A 15,694-nucleotide genomic window follows, 5' to 3' on the forward strand; every position below is an offset into this window, starting at 1 on the left:
GCTTAACTATGCTTTTGTAAAACATGCTCTGGCAATGCAAAGGATGGACTCATTATAAGGCAGGTGTTCAGGAAGCTCATTGTGCAACTGACCAGCTTTTTGCCTGTTGAACATCATTATGTTTGGCAGGTGACACAGTAAATGTGATGTATATCACCCTTTGAATTTCGGGGTTATCAGCGCAACACGATCTGTGATTCCCCTCCCATACTGATGTGTGGATGCAAAAGAATAGTCGCAATAATCTGGTATATTATTGGGCGAATGCACAGTGTTATTTTTAGCCCTGTTTTTTATACTGTACTGGCTATCTGAAGGTGACGTTAAAAATAATTCAGATAAATTCCAGGCAGCGCTAAATAAAGTGTCATTGCCTGTTTGTATAAAGGAACTATACGGTGAATAACCACAGGTGAATGCTAAAGCGTTATTTTAAACGCGGTGAATTCCCTGAAAGAATTCCAAAATATTACAACGAGGGTCACCATGAACATTCAATCTCAGTCCCGGGTCATCGCGCAAAGTAAGACGCGAACGCACATACGTTACTATATTCTGCTGATTATTTTCTTAATTACCGCGGTCAATTATGCCGACCGTGCAACACTTTCTATTGCCGGTACCGAAGTTGCGCGTGAGCTGGGGCTTGATGCGGCAGACATGGGGCAAATCTTTGCCGCTTTCGGCTGGGCTTATCTGATTATGCAACTGCCCGGCGGATGGTTGCTGGACCGGTTTGGATCGAAAAAGGTCTATACCTATAGCCTGTTTTTTTGGTCGTTCTTCACATTATTACAGGGTTTTGTTGGCTGGTTCCCGCTGGCATACGGCGCGCTGACGTTATTCATTCTGCGCTTCATGCTCGGCTTCTCCGAAGCGCCGTCATTCCCGGCTAATGCCCGTATCGTGGCGGCCTGGTTCCCGACCACCGAACGTGGCACCGCTTCAGCAATTTTTAACTCCGCACAGTATTTCTCACTGGCACTGTTCTCTCCTTTATTAGGATGGCTGACTTACGCCTGGGGTTGGGAACATGTCTTTATCGTGATGGGTGCCATTGGTTTTGTTCTGACGCTGGTGTGGATCAAATTTATCCATAATCCACCAGAACATCCGAATATTTCTAAAAGTGAGCTGCAATTCCTGAAAGACGGTGGTGCGGTTGTCGATATCGACCATAAGAAAACGGATACCGCAAAAAGTGGCCCGAAATGGAGCTACGTGCGCCAGATGTTAAGCAGCCGCATGATGCTCGGGATCTTCTTTGGCCAATATTTTATTAACAGCATTACATGGTTCTTCCTCACCTGGTTCCCGATTTACCTGGTTCAGGAAAAGGGGATGTCTATTCTGAAAGTGGGGATGATTGCTGCAATTCCTGCGCTGTGCGGGTTCGCGGGCGGCGTGCTGGGCGGGGTGTTTTCTGACTTCCTGATCAGACGCGGTTTCTCACTGACCGTGGCGCGTAAGATTCCTATCGTGCTCGGCATGTTATTAGCCACCAGCATCATTTTATGTAACTACACCGACAACAACGCACTGGTCGTCACGCTGATGGCGCTGGCCTTCTTCGGCAAAGGTTTTGGTGCTTTGGGCTGGCCGGTGATTGCTGATACTGCGCCAAAAGAGGTCATCGGCCTGTGTGGTGGCATCTTTAACGTGTTCGGTAATGTGGCGTCTATCGTGACCCCGCTGGTGATCGGTTACATGGTCAAAGGACTGCATTCTTTCAATATGGCATTAATTTTTGTGGGCTGTTCAGCACTGATGGCGATGCTTTGCTATCTGCTGGTGGTCGGCGATATCAAACGTCTGGAACTTAAGAAACAGTAAATTGCGATGTGGGAGTTTCCGGGCATCCCGGTTCCCACCCATTAATGAGGTCAGATATCAGATATGAGTAATCAAATGATTCCAAACCGGTTCCGCCAGGACTTGCTGCAAGGGAAAACCCTGATCGGATGTTGGTCAGCACTCTGTAGCCCGATTTCAACCGAAGTACTGGGTGTTGCGGGTTTTGACTGGCTGTTGCTCGATGGCGAGCACGCGCCTAATGATGTCGGTACCTTTGTGCCACAACTGATGGCGCTGAAAGGCAGCCGGAGCGCACCAGTGGTTCGCCCGCAATTCAACGATCCGGTGGTGATTAAGCGCCTGCTGGATATCGGCTTCTATAACTTCCTGATCCCGTTTGTTGAAACACAGGAACAAGCGGAACGCGCCGTGGCGTCTACCCGTTATCCGCCAGCGGGGATCCGTGGTGTCTCCGTTTCGCACCGCAGCAACATGTTCGGCACCGTGCCGGATTATTTCACCAGCATCAACGACAACATTGCGGTCATGGTGCAAATCGAGAGCCAGCAAGGCGTGGATAATCTGGATGCCATTGCGGCAGTTGACGGTATCGACGGCATTTTCGTTGGCCCGAGTGATTTAGCCGCCGCGATGGGACACCTCGGCAACGCCGGCCATCCTGACGTACAGGCGGCAATCCGCCACATTTTTGAGCGTGCAAAAGCACATGGCAAAGCCAGCGGCATTCTGGCACCGGTTGAAGCCGATGCGCGTCGTTATCTGGATTGGGGCGCGACTTTCGTGGCCGTAGGCAGTGATTTAGGCGTTTTCCGCGCTGGTACTCAGGCGCTGTGCGATCGCTTCACCAAGTGATCCGGTCTCATAACATCAATATACAGAGGATACCCGAATGAAAATTGGCTTTATTGGTTTAGGCATCATGGGCAAACCTATGAGCAAAAACCTGCTCAAAGCAGGCTATGAGCTGGTCGTGATGGACCGTAATCTGGATACCGTGGGTGAGCTGGTTAAACTGGGGGCCACAGCGGCTGATACGCCAAAAGCGGTCGCTGCGGTTTCTGACGTCATCATCACCATGTTGCCAAATTCCCCTCAGGTGAAAGAAGTCGCGCTGGGTGAAAACGGCCTGATCGAAGGCGCTCGTCCGGGCACCATTTTTATCGACATGAGTTCTATCGCCCCGCTGGCCAGCCGTGAAATCAGCCAGGCGCTGGCTGCGAAACAAATCGCGATGCTGGATGCGCCCGTGTCCGGTGGTGAACCGAAAGCTATCGACGGCACGATGTCAGTGATGGTGGGTGGCGATAAAGCCGTGTTCGATAAAACTTATGAAATCATGAAATCCATGGCGGGCTCGGTTGTGCATACCGGTGATATCGGTGCGGGCAACGTGACCAAGCTGGCAAACCAGGTGATTGTTGCGCTGAACATTGCTGCAATGTCTGAAGCGCTGGTGCTGGCAACCAAAGCAGGCGTAGATCCTGATTTGGTGTTCCAGGCCATCCGTGGTGGTTTGGCAGGCAGCACCGTTTTGGAAGCGAAAGCACCCATGGTGATGGATCGCAACTTCAAACCGGGCTTCCGTATTGATTTGCATATCAAAGATTTAGCTAATGCGCTGGATACCTCTCATGGCGTCGGTGCACAACTGCCTCTGACCTCGCTGGTCATGGAAATGATGCAGGCATTGAAAGCGGATGGTCACGGGCAATCAGACCATAGCGCCATTGCACGCTATTATGAAACCTTAGCGAAGGTTGAAGTTACCCGTTAGTCTGCGGTGGCAGTGCGGTATCAAAGGTTAATTTATGCCGCGCTGCCCTTCAGGCAGGATGCAAAACTGACAGGACGCTTTTCCACATCGGCGCGTGCAGTTTATGAAGGTAATGACTTTATGAAAATAGTGATCGCACCGGATTCATACAAAGAAAGTTTGTCTGCTTTGGATGTGGCAAAAGCCATCGAGAGTGGGTTCCGTGAGATTTTCCCTGAGGCAGAGTACGTCAAACTGCCGGTTGCCGATGGTGGCGAAGGCACCGTTGAAGCCATGGTGGCCGCGACCGGAGGCCGTATTGTTAAAGTGAATGTCACCGGACCGCTGGGGACACCGCTTGATGCATTCTTCGGGCTTTCAGGCGATGAGAAAATCGCGTTTATCGAGATGGCTGCTGCCAGCGGGCTGGAGAGTGTTCCACCGGCACAGCGTAATCCTTTGAAAACGACATCTTATGGTACGGGTGAGCTGATTCATTCGGCACTCGATCATGGCGTGAAACACTGCATCATTGGTATCGGCGGTAGCGCGACGAATGACGGTGGTGCTGGCATGATGCAGGCACTGGGCGCAAAACTGCTGACCAAAGAGGGGCATCCGATTGGTCAGGGGGGGGGCGAGCTGGAAAAGCTGCACCACATTGATATCAGCGAACTGGATCCAAGAATTAAAAAATGTCGCTTTGAAGTAGCGTGTGACGTGACGAATCCGCTGACAGGCAAAGACGGTGCCTCTGCCATCTTCGGTCCGCAAAAAGGTGCTACGCCGGAGATGATCGAACAACTCGATGGTTATCTGCATCACTATGCGCGGGTGATCAAACAGGATCTGGGTATTGATGTTGAGCATGTTCCCGGAGCCGGAGCTGCGGGGGGGATGGGGGCTGCACTTTACGGGTTCTGCAATGCTGAATTGCGTCAGGGGATTGAAATTGTCACCGATGCGCTGGGCCTTGATGAGCTGGTCAAAGACGCTACGCTGGTGATCACGGGCGAAGGGCGCATCGATAGCCAGAGTATTAATGGCAAAGTGCCGATTGGTGTGGCGCGAGTCGCGAAACGCTATAACAAGCCTGTGATTGGTATTGCCGGCAGCCTGACAAAAGATGTTGATGTCGTTTATAACCACGGTCTGGATGCCGTTTTTAGTGTGCTCTACAGCATTTGTACGCTCGATGATGCCCTGAAAAACGCTGCAGATAATCTGCGTAAATCAGCACGGAATATTGCCGCGACCATTAAGTTATCGCAAAAACTTTAAAAACGAATGAGTAACACATAGCAAGCTCATAAACCGGTGTTCAGGCCCAGCCTGCGCCGGTTTTTGTATTTTATTTGCGGCAGTTTTACGTTAGTTTTTAGAAACATTCGCCAATGAGATAACACGTATGCCAGAGATCGACTTTTCACAGCAGCCGGTTAATACACAAACAAAAGGGTTGGGCCGGCTCAACAGCGGTGCGCGGATGGGGGATATCCGGGAGCAGGGCTGGAATATCCTGCGTGAAGACGTCAGCCTGCCGGTTGCCGTGCTTCTGGAAGAGAGAGTCGAACACAATCTTTCCTGGATGCGTGAATTTATCCAACGCTATCAGCTGAAGCTTGCCCCGCACGGTAAAACCACCATGAGCCCGGAGCTGTATCAGCTGCAAATGGAATATGGCGCATGGGGTATTACGCTGGCAACCGCACCACAGGTGAACGCGGCATTTCAACACGGCGTCCGCAAAGTGATTATGGCGAATCAGCTGGTCGGCAAAGGTAATATGGCAATGATCGCCGGATTACTGCACGAAGATCCTGATTTTGATTTTACCTGCATTGTGGATTCTGCCGAAAACGTAGAAGCGCTCGGGCACTATTTTGCGGGCCAGCAACTGAAACTGCGCATCATGTTTGAATACGGGATCTCGGGCGGACGCACCGGGATCCGCACAGATCAGCAGGAAGCTGAAGTGCTCGCTGCGGTGAAACGCTGGCCGCAGTCACTGGCGCTGGTCGGTGTCGAACTCTATGAAGGTGTGAGCAATGATGAGGCTGTGATCCGCCAATTCCTGCGCAACGTTATGGCGCGCACTGAAGCCCTGGCTCTGGCGGGAGAATTTGCTGAATCGCAGGTTATTTTAACCGGCGCTGGTTCCGCCTGGTTTGATGTGGTGGCGGAAGAACTGACGCGGGAAGAGAGGCATCTTGATCCTGCCAAACGCTACACACTGGAGATTATCCTGCGTTCGGGTTGTTATGTGACGCACGATGTTGGCGCCTATCAGACGGCGCTGGAGCGCATGCAAACCAGCAATCCGGTCGCACGGGAAATGAACAGCAGCTTACAACCGGCATTGCAGGTTTGGGCGGCGGTGCAGTCTTTGCCTGAACCGGGCAGGGCGATTATCGCATTGGGTAAACGTGACGCGGGTTATGACGCCGGTTATCCAAAAGCCGCCGGGCATTTCCGCCCGCGCAGCGTTTCGCAACCGGGATATACCACGGTTGTTCCTGCCCCCGAAGACTGGAAAGTCTTCGCGATGATGGATCAACACGCATTTATGTCGATACCGGAAAATGCAGATCTGAAAGTTGGCGATATGCTGGTATTTGATATCAGCCATCCGTGCCTGACATTCGACAAATGGCGGCAGTTATTGCTGGTCAATGAACAGTGGGATGTCACGGGGGCGGTGACGACCTGGTTCTGACGGTGTAAAAACGCCCGGTTATTGCCGGGCGTGATTTTTTTCTGCCAGATGACAGTTATCCTGGCAAATAGGCTACCGCAGCCTGCTTCACATTATCGATTTCATCGAGCAGTTCAAACCATTCGGGTTCCAGCGTTTCCACGCTGACTCCCTGGCGCAGTTGCTGTTCAACATAAAAGCAGAGCTGCTTCAGGCGCGGCACACCGCTGTAACTGCAACTGCCGTGGAGTTTGTGGATCAGTGCCAGGATATCGTTATCGGGTTCCCCGCGGGCAACCGCCTCCACGCGCTCTGCGACCTGTGGCAGGAACTCCACCAGCATTTGCAGCAAATCTTGCGCCAGCGCGACTTTGTTGGCGGATTGGCTTAATGCCAGTTGCCAGTCAAGCGTGCTGATGGGGGCGAAAGCCTCACTGGCCTGCAACGGCGAATCGAGCTGTGTCTGGTGCGAATGATGGCGCGACAGCACGCTTTTCAGCATGCTTTCATCAATCGGTTTAGACAGATAATCGTCCATTCCCAGTTTCAGCAACTGCTCGCGCTCGCCGCTCAGTGAGTGCGCAGTGACCGCCACCACCGGCGTTTTTGCATGGCGGGCCATCTGGTGAATGATTTCGCTGGCACGAATACCGTCGATATCCGGCATCTGAATATCCATCAAAATAATGTCGAGATCCGTATGGCGGGCCACTTCAATGGCTTCCTCACCGCTGTGGCATAGCACGGTGGTTTCGACCAGTTCTTCCAGCAGGGCACCGATCAGCTTAAGGTTTGCCGGATTATCGTCCACGGCCATTGCCGTGAGTGGCAGGCGCGAGGTTTTTTCATTGTCACTGCTGATCACCCTCACGGCAGCCTGCTGTTCTTTTAGCAATAGCGGTAACAGGCGGATGCTCGACATCGGTTTTATCAGACAGGCCTGAACCCCGCGTCTTTTTAGCTCTTCAGCATCAACCTGGAACTGACTGGGCAGCGCCAGCAACAAATGCTGGGTCATGCCCAGCACTTTTTGTAACTTACCGTCGTAGTCTGACAAGGTCTGATCGGGTTTCACCGGGATACTGCACAGCATGATGTCGTAACAGGCATCAGGAAGTGCAGCCAGCGTCGTGCGATGGGTGATATCGAGCGGCGTAGCTTGCAGGATTTCCATGGTCGCTTTGGCCGCTGCCGGGTTGGCCTCAACATAGGCCAGACGTTTCCCTTCGAGATGGCTCATAGATACTGGCGTGACATGGCGGTTTTCGTTCAGCTCCAGCGTGACGTGGAACCAGAACGTCGAGCCGCGGTTGATCTGGCTGTAGAAACTGATGTCACCGCCCATCTCTTTGACCAGACGCTGAGTGATCACCAGGCCAAGCCCTGTTCCCCCGTGACGACGGGAAATGCTGGCATCAGCCTGACGGAAGGCCTGGAACAACTGAGATTGCTGACGTTCGGAAATCCCGATACCGGTATCATGGATTTGCACTTCCAGCTCGACCTGTAAATTATTCTGCGAGCGCAGCTCAACATTGATATCGATGTTGCCGTTTTCGGTGAATTTAATCGCATTACCCAGCAGATTGGTGACCACTTGCTGCATCCGCATCGGGTCGCCCAGCACATTTTCCGGCACATTGTTGTGGACGTTCAGCGTCAGTTCCAGGCCTTTATCATGTGCGGTATGGGCCAGCAGGATCACCACTTCATCGAGCATTTCATGCAGCGAGAACGGAATATGCTCCAGCACCAGCTTGCCGGCTTCCAGCTTTGAGAAATCCAGCACGTCATTAATGATAGTCAGCAGGTGGTTTGCCGAACGTTCAATCGTTTGCAGATAATCCGCCTGCGTCGGTGAGAGCGGCGTTTTCAGCGTCTGGCGGGTAAATCCAATGACCCCGTTGAGCGGTGTGCGCAATTCATGTGACATATTGGCCAGGAATTCGGATTTGATACGTGCGGCTTCCTGCGCGCGCTTTTTCGCGAGATCCAGCTCGACGTTCTGGATTTCCATCTGCTCAAGGGTTTCACGCAGATCTGATGTCGCCTGGTCGATATTCTGCTGCACCTCTTCGTGATAAGCCGTCAGCGACATTGCCATCGAGTTAATGCCATTTTTCAGCATGCTCAGCTCGCCCGGCATATTCCCTTCCACGCGGCTGTCGAGTTGCCCGCGCCGGATACGGTCAACGGTATTGACCATGTTACGGATTGGCCCCGTCACGTCGCGCATCAGCCGGTACGCGAACAACGTGGCGATGCCCAGGCACAAAAGCAGCAACATAGTGGAGACAAAGGCTTCCTGATATTGCGCAAGTTTGACCGAGCTTAGGTCCAGCTCGATGGCGATATAGCCCAGTGTGCTTTCAGGCGATGTGCTGAAAGATTCGTCATCCGTTTCGGTATGGTTTTCAGCAATAATGGGGGTACGCAGGATCAGCACATCACCCAAGCGCGTTTTGGTGAGCGCCCGGGGAATATCTTCAACGCGTCTGACCTGAAGCGGCGAGCCTTCGCGCAGCGAATTAGAAGTAGCAAACAGCTTATTCTCGCCATCGTATACGCTGATGCTGCGTACAATATCGGAGTGATTGCGGTGCAGGCGGCTGATCAGACGCTTGACGGGCTCGCGTTCACGAAACGTCATACCATATTCACTCGCGACGGCCAGAGGCTCGATAATGCTGGCTCCGGCATCTGTCAGCTGGTTCTGCAACTCGTTATAGCGGTGCACCACAAAGAAGGTGCTGAGCAGCAAACCGATCATTAACGTCGGTGCCAGAATCAAGATCATCATCCGTGCGCGAAGGCTATATTTGGTCATGAGGTTCCAATGTGGGAGAATTGACAGAAGTAAGCTTAATAAACCAGCGTGCAATCGACAATAATGGCTCAATTCTACTCTCCGAACCGCCGTGTGACGACCCGGCAAACGATAACTGTGACCGCAACCGACCTTGATGCTTTCGGGCAGGGGGTTGCGCGTCACAACGGCAAAGCCGTATTTGTCAGTGGCTTACTGCCTGATGAACAGGCGGAAGTCACTTTAACAGAAGATAAAAGCAAGTACGCTAAAGGGCGTCTGAAACGTTTGCTTAATACCAGCGCTGAGCGCGTAAAGCCGCAGTGCCCGCATTATTCGACCTGCGGAGGCTGTCAGCAACAACACGCCAGCGAGGCGCTGCAACAGCGCAGTAAAGCGGCGTCGCTGTTGCGTTTGATTTCCCGCGAGACCGGCATTCAGGCACAGGAACAGCCGGTGATTGCCGGCCCGCAATACGGGTACCGCCGCCGGGCGCGTCTGGGATTACAAATAGCAGGCAGCAAATCGGGGCGTAATTCTGGCAATGGCCCGCTGGTGATGGGGTTCCGTCAGGAAGGCTCGAATGATTTGGTGGCGATCACCCGTTGCCCGGTGCTGCGTCCGGAGCTGGAAACGTTGTTGGTGCCGGTGCAGGAATGTTTGTCATCGCTGTCGGCGGTGAAACGCCTCGGGCATCTGGAACTGGTGCTGGCAGATAATGGCGCGGTGATGGTGCTGCGTCATCTGGACCCGCTCAGTGAGACTGATCGCGCACGCCTGATCGCCTTCGGTGAGCGACATCAGTTAACCATTTTTCTGGCGCCGGACAGCGAGTCGCTGGAGCCATTGTGCGGTGATACGCCTTATTATCAGATTGATGGTCTGAATCTGAAATTTGGTCCGCGTGATTTTATTCAGGTTAACGATGCCGTTAATCAGCAAATGGTGGCCCAGGCGCTGGAATGGCTGGCGCTGACGCCGGAAGATCGGGTACTGGATTTGTTCTGCGGGATGGGAAATTTCACCCTGCCGCTGGCAAAAAGAGCGAAGCAGGTTGTCGGCGTCGAAGGTGTTGCTACACTGGTGGCGAATGGGCAAGATAATGCCCGGAATAATGGATTAGAAAATGCGTCGTTCTTCCATGAGAATCTGGAAGACGATGTCAGTAAACAACCCTGGGCGGCGCAAGGTTTCAATAAAATTTTGCTGGATCCGGCCCGGGGCGGTGCTGCTGGCGTAATGGCGCATATCGTTAAGCTTGCCCCGTCGCGTGTGGTGTATGTGTCTTGCAACCCCACAACTTTGGCCCGGGACAGTAAAATTTTGTTGGAGGCGGGCTATCGTTTGGCTCAGGTTCGTATGCTGGATATGTTCCCGCACACCGGGCACATTGAATCGATGGCTCTGTTTATCAACCCGTCTGACACAGGCGTTGTGTCAGAAACGTAGGGAGAGGGTATGGTTGCGGTAAGAAGTGCACATCTGAACACGGCTGGCGAGTTTGCGCTCGACGACTGGATCAACAGTTTAGGGTTGTCCAGCCAGCAATCATGTGAGCGTTTAGCCGAGACCTGGCGCTACTGCGAGCAACAAACGCAGGGCCATCCTGATGCGTCACTTCTGCTGTGGCGCGGGCTGGAAATGGTTGAAATCCTCTCAACCCTCAGCATGGATAACGACAGTATGCGTGCGGCGCTGCTGTTCCCGCTGGTTGATGACGGCATCATTGACGAAGACACCCTCACTCAGCAGTTCGGTAAAGGCATCACGGATCTGGTGCATGGTGTGCGTGATATGGACGCCATCCGCCAGCTGAAAGCCACACAAAACGATTCGATGGGATCAGAGCAGGTGGATAACGTCCGCCGAATGCTGCTGGCGATGGTGGAAGATTTTCGCTGCGTGGTGTTAAAGCTCGCCGAACGTATCGCACATTTGCGTGAGGTGAAAGACGCGCCGGAAGAAGAGCGCGTTCTGGCCGCAAAAGAATGTACCAATATCTATGCGCCGCTGGCGAACCGTCTGGGCATCGGTCAGCTCAAATGGGAGCTGGAAGATTTCTGCTTCCGCTATCTGCACCCCGACGAATACAAACGTATTGCCAAACTGCTGCATGAGCGTCGTATCGACCGTGAGCAGTATATCGACGATTTCGTCTCTACTGTGAAAAGCGCAATGGCTGAAGAGGGCATTAAGGTTGATGTCTATGGCCGCCCGAAACACATCTACAGCATCTGGCGCAAGATGCAGAAAAAATCCCTGTCCTTTGACGAACTTTTCGATGTACGCGCCGTGCGCGTGGTGGTCGAACGTTTGCAGGATTGCTATGCCGCGTTAGGGATTGTGCACACGCATTTCCGCCATTTGCCGGATGAGTTTGACGACTACGTGGCCAACCCGAAACCGAACGGTTATCAGTCGATTCATACCGTTGTTTTGGGCCCGCGCGGTAAAACGCTGGAAGTGCAGATCCGTACCCGTCAGATGCACGAAGACGCCGAGCTGGGCGTCGCCGCGCACTGGAAATACAAAGAAGGTACCGCCGTGGTCGGTGGCCGCAGCGGAGGTTACGAAGGCCGCATCGCGTGGCTGCGTAAACTTATCGCATGGCAGGAAGAAATGGCCGATTCGGGCGAAATGCTTGACGAAGTCCGCAGCCAGGTCTTCGACGATCGCGTTTACGTGTTTACGCCAAAAGGCGACGTTATCGACCTGCCGATGGGCTCAACGCCGCTCGATTTTGCTTACCACATCCACAGCGATGTCGGTCACCGCTGTATCGGTGCCAAAATCGGCGGACGCATTGTGCCGTTCACCTATCAGTTGCAGATGGGCGATCAGATTGAAATCATCACCCAGAAACATGCGAACCCAAGCCGCGACTGGCTGAACCCGAGCCTCGGTTATGTCACCACCAGCCGCGGCCGTTCTAAAATTCAGAACTGGTTCCGTAAACAGGATCGCGACAAAAACATTATCGCCGGTAAGCAGATCCTCGATGACGAGCTGGATCGTCTGGATATCAGTATAAAAGATGCCGAAAAACTGCTGCTGCCGCGTTACAACGTTAACTCGCTCGACGAGGTTCTGGCCGCGATCGGCAACGGTGATATCCGCCTGAATCAGATGGTGAACTTCCTGCAATCGCAGCTGAAAAAGCCGAGTGCGGAAGAACTGGATAAAGAAGCACTACGCCAGCTGACGCAGAAAACCACGCCGCCGCCGGCGCGCAGCAAAGATAATGGCCGCGTCGTGGTCGAGGGCGTTGGCAATCTGATGCACCACATTGCGCGTTGCTGCCAGCCGATTCCGGGTGATGAAATCGTCGGTTACATCACGCAGGGCCGCGGAATTTCTATCCACCGCGCCGATTGTGATCAACTGGAAGATTTGCGTTCGAACGCGCCGGAGCGTGTGGTGGAAGCGGTGTGGGGCGAAAGCTACTCCAGCGGTTATTCGCTGGTGGTGCGCGTTGTTGCGAATGACCGCAGCGGCCTGCTGCGTGATATCACGACCATTCTCGCCAACGAAAAAGTGAATGTGCTGGGGGTTGCCAGCCGCAGCGATACGCGTCAGCAGTTAGCCACCATCGATATGGATATCGAAATCTACAACCCGCAGGTGCTGGGGCGCGTCATTGCCAAGCTGAACCAGCTTCCGGATGTGATTGAAGCGAAACGGCTGCACGGCAGCTGATATTCTTTACCTGGGGGCCCGCAAGTCGGGCCTTTTTTCTTTTTGTGTAGTGATTAATCCTTTTTAAAAACGGACAGACTTTATGACCGAATCCTCTTTGCAACGCCTGCTCACCATCATGAAAACCCTGCGCGATCCGACGGCTGGCTGCCCCTGGGATAAAGAGCAAACTTTCGAGACTATCGCGCCGTACACGCTGGAAGAAACTTACGAAGTGCTGGATGCCATCGCCCGCAAGGATTATGAAGATGTGCGTGACGAACTGGGTGACCTGCTGTTTCAGGTCGTGTTTTATGCCCAGATGGGCAGCGAACAGGGATTGTTTGAATTCGACGATATCTGCAATGCGATTTCTGACAAACTGGAACGCCGCCATCCGCAAATTTTTGGTGATGAAGCCGCGTGGTCGGAAGAAGCCAGCAGCAAAGATGTACTGGTGAAGTGGGAAGCGCGCAAGGCGCAGGAGCGCGCGGAAAAATCCCTGCATTCCGCGCTCGACGATATTCCTTCTGCATTACCCGCGCTGATGAAGGCGCACAAAATTCAAAAGCGCTGTTCGAACGTGGGTTTCGACTGGACCACGCTCGGGCCAGTGCTCGACAAAGTTTACGAAGAAATTGACGAAGTGATGTTTGAAGCTCGCCAGGCGGTTATTGACGAAGAAAAGCTCGGTGAGGAAATCGGCGATCTGCTGTTCGCCACCGTCAATCTTTCCCGTCATCTGGGCCACAAAGCAGAAGATGCGTTGCAGGCCGCTAATCGCAAGTTTGAACGCCGCTTCCGGCAGGTTGAAGAGATTATTCGCGGCAAAGGTCTGAATATGGAAGGCGCCACGCTCGAACAGATGGAAGCCGCCTGGCAGCAGGTGAAAAAGCAGGAAGGCTGATATCGGCGAATGCGACTTTGATCGGCGACAAGATCTGAAGATGCTGAAACGGTTAAGCTCAGTGTCATTCAGGGGCTAAAACGCTGATCTGCGAGCATTAAAGTCCAACAAATTGAAATCTAAGATGTTTTAGTGAGTTATGCGAACAGTAATGCACGTTTTATCATCTAACTGTTTGTTTTTGAAAGACTGAGAGGGAAGGGCTGAAAGGCAAAACCCTTCTGAACTGACGGCAAGGAAACGATGATGGACAGCAAAACGATTATTTGTGGCGCACACAAGGTTCCGGTATACTGTTTTCCCGTCTTGGTTATTCCATCATCTTTAAACCTAACCTCTCAGGTTCAGCATGACAACTAATTATATTTTTGTGACCGGCGGGGTCGTATCCTCTCTGGGTAAAGGCATTGCCGCAGCCTCTCTGGCGGCTATTCTCGAAGCCCGTGGCCTCAACGTGACCATCATGAAACTGGACCCGTATATCAACGTGGATCCGGGTACGATGAGCCCAACTCAACACGGCGAAGTCTTCGTGACCGAAGATGGCGCTGAAACCGATCTCGATCTGGGTCACTATGAGCGTTTCATCCGCACCAAGATGACCCGCCGCAATAACTTCACTACGGGCCGCATCTATTCTGACGTGCTGCGCAAAGAGCGCCGCGGCGATTATCTCGGCGCGACCATCCAGGTAATCCCGCACATCACCAACAACATCAAAGAACGCATCATTGAAGGCGGCGAAGGCCACGATGTCGTGCTGGTTGAAATTGGCGGTACTGTCGGTGATATCGAATCCCTGCCGTTCCTGGAAGCGATTCGTCAGATGGCGGTTGAAGTGGGCCGTGAACACACGCTGTATATGCACCTGACGCTGGTGCCTTATATGGCCGCAGCCGGTGAAGTGAAAACAAAACCGACTCAGCATTCTGTCAAAGAACTGCTGTCTATTGGTATCCAGCCAGACGTGCTGATCTGCCGTTCTGACCGCGCTGTTCCTGCCAACGAACGTGCAAAAATTGCGCTGTTCTGTAACGTGCCGGAAAAAGCGGTTATCTCCCTTAAAGATGTTGATTCCATTTATAAAATCCCTGCCCTCTTGAAATCTCAGGGTCTGGACGACTATATTTGTAAACGTTTCAGCATCAACGCACCGGAAGCGAACCTGTCCGAGTGGGAACAGGTTGTTTACGAAGAAGCTAATCCGGGCGGTGAAGTCACCATCGGTATGGTCGGTAAGTACATTGAGCTGCCAGACGCCTATAAGTCTGTGATTGAAGCGCTCAAACACGGTGGCCTGAAAAATCGCCTGACCGTGAACATTAAACTTATCGATTCACAGGATGTCGAAACCCGTGGCGTTGAAGTGCTGAAAGGCCTGGACGCAATCCTAATCCCGGGTGGCTTCGGTTACCGTGGTGTGGAAGGGAAAGTCGCGACAGCCCGTTATGCGCGTGAGAACAACATTCCTTATCTGGGAATTTGCCTGGGTATGCAGGTTGCGTTGATTGAGTTTGCCCGTAACGTTGCGGGTATGGATAACGCCAACTCAACGGAATTTGTGCCAGACTGTAAGTTCCCGGTCGTCGCCCTCATCACTGAATGGCGCGATGAAGAAGGTAACGTCGAAGTACGTTCCGAAGAGAGTGATTTAGGTGGAACCATGCGTGTGGGTGGTCAGCAATGTCACCTGAACGAGGGTAGCCTGGTTCGTGAGATGTACGGCGAACCGACAATAGTTGAACGCCATCGTCACCGTTACGAAGTGAACAATATGCTGCTCAAACAAATCGAAGCCGCAGGTTTACGCGTAGCCGGTCGCTCTGGCGATAAGCAACTGGTGGAAATTATCGAGCTGCCAAATCATCCGTGGTTTGTTGCTTGCCAGTTCCATCCAGAATTTACGTCAACGCCGCGTGATGGTCATCCGTTGTTTGCAGGCTTCGTGAAGGCTGCCGGTGAATATCAGAAGCGTCAGGTAAAATAAAATACAGGGGAAACGACGTGTCACAGATGCGTCGTTTGTCTGAAGCTTTAGTTAAC

Annotated in this window: 10 protein-coding genes; 9 read left to right on the forward strand and 1 reads right to left on the reverse strand. The window is 52.8% G+C overall.

The genetic code is table 11. The features are described from left to right. Nucleotides 1-486: 486 nt before the first annotated feature. The 5 genes from CWS43_RS17920 (at nucleotide 487) to CWS43_RS17940 (ending at nucleotide 6,284) form a co-directional block, all read left to right on the forward strand. The gene (locus CWS43_RS17920; protein ID WP_101078442.1) at nucleotides 487-1,833 is read left to right on the forward strand and encodes an MFS transporter; all 1,347 of its coding nucleotides are present in this window, start codon (nucleotides 487-489) and stop codon (nucleotides 1,831-1,833) included. A 63-nt stretch (nucleotides 1,834-1,896) separates the two neighbouring features. Continuing rightward, entirely contained in the window at nucleotides 1,897-2,667 is a 771-nt protein-coding gene (gene garL, locus CWS43_RS17925) for a 2-dehydro-3-deoxyglucarate aldolase (RefSeq protein ID WP_101078443.1), read from the forward strand. Between the two features lie 37 nt (nucleotides 2,668-2,704). Continuing rightward, nucleotides 2,705-3,589, forward strand: a complete 885-nt coding sequence (gene garR, locus CWS43_RS17930; protein ID WP_101078444.1) for a 2-hydroxy-3-oxopropionate reductase — start codon at nucleotides 2,705-2,707, stop codon at nucleotides 3,587-3,589. Nucleotides 3,590-3,709: 120 nt separating this feature from the next. Then, nucleotides 3,710-4,849, forward strand: coding sequence for a glycerate kinase (locus CWS43_RS17935; RefSeq protein WP_101078445.1), 1,140 nt, complete (start codon nucleotides 3,710-3,712; stop codon nucleotides 4,847-4,849). Between the two features lie 127 nt (nucleotides 4,850-4,976). Beyond that, nucleotides 4,977-6,284 (forward strand): amino acid deaminase, encoded by a 1,308-nt coding sequence (locus CWS43_RS17940; RefSeq protein ID WP_101078446.1) that lies wholly within the window; start codon nucleotides 4,977-4,979, stop codon nucleotides 6,282-6,284. Nucleotides 6,285-6,339: 55 nt separating this feature from the next. Here CWS43_RS17940 and barA read toward each other — a convergent pair whose 3' ends face one another. Then, nucleotides 6,340-9,090 carry a two-component sensor histidine kinase BarA gene (gene barA, locus CWS43_RS17945; RefSeq protein ID WP_101078447.1) on the reverse strand — a complete coding sequence of 917 codons (2,751 nt, stop codon included), beginning with the start codon at nucleotides 9,088-9,090 and terminating at the stop codon, nucleotides 6,340-6,342. 63 nt (nucleotides 9,091-9,153) lie between these two features. Here barA and rlmD point away from each other — a divergent pair, with 63 nt between their 5' ends. From rlmD to pyrG, 4 genes are all read left to right on the forward strand, one after another. Then, nucleotides 9,154-10,518 (forward strand): 23S rRNA (uracil(1939)-C(5))-methyltransferase RlmD, encoded by a 1,365-nt coding sequence (gene rlmD, locus CWS43_RS17950; RefSeq protein ID WP_101078448.1) that lies wholly within the window; start codon nucleotides 9,154-9,156, stop codon nucleotides 10,516-10,518. A gap of 9 nt (nucleotides 10,519-10,527) precedes the next feature. Beyond that, the gene (gene relA, locus CWS43_RS17955) at nucleotides 10,528-12,765 is read left to right on the forward strand and encodes a GTP diphosphokinase (RefSeq protein ID WP_101078449.1); all 2,238 of its coding nucleotides are present in this window, start codon (nucleotides 10,528-10,530) and stop codon (nucleotides 12,763-12,765) included. A gap of 82 nt (nucleotides 12,766-12,847) precedes the next feature. Continuing rightward, entirely contained in the window at nucleotides 12,848-13,651 is an 804-nt protein-coding gene (mazG, locus tag CWS43_RS17960; RefSeq protein WP_101078450.1) for a nucleoside triphosphate pyrophosphohydrolase, read from the forward strand. Nucleotides 13,652-14,000: 349 nt separating this feature from the next. Next, nucleotides 14,001-15,638 carry a glutamine hydrolyzing CTP synthase gene (pyrG, locus tag CWS43_RS17965; protein WP_101078451.1) on the forward strand — a complete coding sequence of 546 codons (1,638 nt, stop codon included), beginning with the start codon at nucleotides 14,001-14,003 and terminating at the stop codon, nucleotides 15,636-15,638. Nucleotides 15,639-15,694 lie beyond the last annotated feature (56 nt).

Source organism: Rahnella sp. AA, from assembly GCF_002834385.1.
GTDB lineage: Bacteria > Pseudomonadota > Gammaproteobacteria > Enterobacterales > Enterobacteriaceae > Rahnella.

Excerpts from the sequence above, each read along its gene's own strand:
- rlmD (WP_101078448.1), top strand. The coding sequence starts at position 9,154 with ATGGCTCAATTCTACTCTCCGAACCGCCGTGTGACGACCCGGCAAACG.
- garR (WP_101078444.1), top strand. The coding sequence starts at position 2,705 with ATGAAAATTGGCTTTATTGGTTTAGGCATCATGGGCAAACCTATGAGC.
- relA (WP_101078449.1), top strand. The coding sequence starts at position 10,528 with ATGGTTGCGGTAAGAAGTGCACATCTGAACACGGCTGGCGAGTTTGCG.
- garL (WP_101078443.1), top strand. The coding sequence starts at position 1,897 with ATGAGTAATCAAATGATTCCAAACCGGTTCCGCCAGGACTTGCTGCAA.
- barA (WP_101078447.1), bottom strand. The coding sequence starts at position 9,090 with ATGACCAAATATAGCCTTCGCGCACGGATGATGATCTTGATTCTGGCA.
- CWS43_RS17940 (WP_101078446.1), top strand. The coding sequence starts at position 4,977 with ATGCCAGAGATCGACTTTTCACAGCAGCCGGTTAATACACAAACAAAA.
- CWS43_RS17920 (WP_101078442.1), top strand. The coding sequence starts at position 487 with ATGAACATTCAATCTCAGTCCCGGGTCATCGCGCAAAGTAAGACGCGA.
- pyrG (WP_101078451.1), top strand. The coding sequence starts at position 14,001 with ATGACAACTAATTATATTTTTGTGACCGGCGGGGTCGTATCCTCTCTG.
- CWS43_RS17935 (WP_101078445.1), top strand. The coding sequence starts at position 3,710 with ATGAAAATAGTGATCGCACCGGATTCATACAAAGAAAGTTTGTCTGCT.
- mazG (WP_101078450.1), top strand. The coding sequence starts at position 12,848 with ATGACCGAATCCTCTTTGCAACGCCTGCTCACCATCATGAAAACCCTG.